This is a genomic window from Bariatricus sp. HCP28S3_A4, from assembly GCF_052066395.1.
Classification (GTDB): domain Bacteria; phylum Bacillota; class Clostridia; order Lachnospirales; family Lachnospiraceae; genus Allocoprococcus.
Genome location: NZ_JBQHSE010000085.1, coordinates 1 through 1,242, shown reverse-complemented (window position 1 = coordinate 1,242; position 1,242 = coordinate 1). Strand labels below are relative to the sequence as shown.

General features: G+C 43.5%; 1 protein-coding gene. It reads right to left on the bottom strand.

Annotated elements, in window-relative coordinates; translation table 11 throughout:
• On the bottom strand, positions 1–1,242 hold a 1,242-nt coding region (locus ACTNBF_RS16440), incomplete at both ends, for a hypothetical protein (RefSeq protein ID WP_441089701.1).

Genomic DNA, 1,242 nt, shown 5'->3' with positions numbered 1-1,242 from the left:
CATCATTGCCATCCTCTACATAGGAATGACCCTGGGCCTTCACTGTGTCAACTTTTTCATTATTAGTATAAGTTTCTCCATTGAAGGTTGCTGTTGCCTTATATACTGTTACTCCATCCTGCGTACAGGTCAGCGGTGTCTGGCTTTCAATTTCTACTTTTTCTGCCGGAATTTCCTGAACATCTCCACATCCCTCTCTACCACATGTAAGAATCAGGATAGCGGTATATGGTACTTCTGCATTTTCCTCTGTTGCATCTTTCCATTCCCACTTTTCTGTATACTGATGTCCTAACGCTTCTCCCTCAATTCTCTGTTCGTCAGTATATGTTTGGTCTTTATATTCTGCCGTTGCAGTGTAAATTGTTGCTCCTGCTTCTGTACAGCTTGCGCTTACCGGGGTTTCTTCAACTTTCGCTTCAATCACTTCGGTTGCTTCGCCACATTTTGTACAGGTCAGTACTAATGATGCTTGCTTATGGCCTTCTGACCATGTCCATGCCTCGTGTTCTGCATCATTGCCATCCTCTACATAGGAATGACCCTGGGCCTTCACTGTGTCAACTTTTTCATTATTAGTATAAGTTTCTCCATTGAAGGTTGCTGTTGCCTTATATACTGTTACTCCATCCTGCGTACAGGTCAGCGGTGTCTGGCTTTCAATTTCTACTTTTTCTGCCGGAATTTCCTGAACATCTCCACATCCCTCTCTACCACATGTAAGAATCAAGGTAGCGGTATATGGTACTTCTGCATTTTCCTCTGTTGCATCTTTCCATTCCCACTTTTCTGTATACTGATGTCCTAACGCTTCTCCCTCAATTCTCTGTTCGTCAGTATATGTTTGGTCTTTATATTCTGCCGTTGCAGTGTAAATTGTTGCTCCTGCTTCTGTACAGCTTGCGCTTACCGGGGTTTCTTCAACTTTCGCTTCAATCACTTCGGTTGCTTCGCCACATTTTGTACAGGTCAGTACTAATGATGCTTGCTTATGGCCTTCTGACCATGTCCATGCCTCGTGTTCTGCATCATTGCCATCCTCTACATAGGAATGACCCTGGGCCTTCACTGTGTCAACTTTTTCATTATTAGTATAAGTTTCTCCATTGAAGGTTGCTGTTGCCTTATATACTGTTACTCCATCCTGCGTACAGGTCAGCGGTGTCTGGCTTTCAATTTCTACTTTTTCTGCCGGAATTTCCTGAACATCTCCACATCCCTCTCTACCACATGTAAGAATCA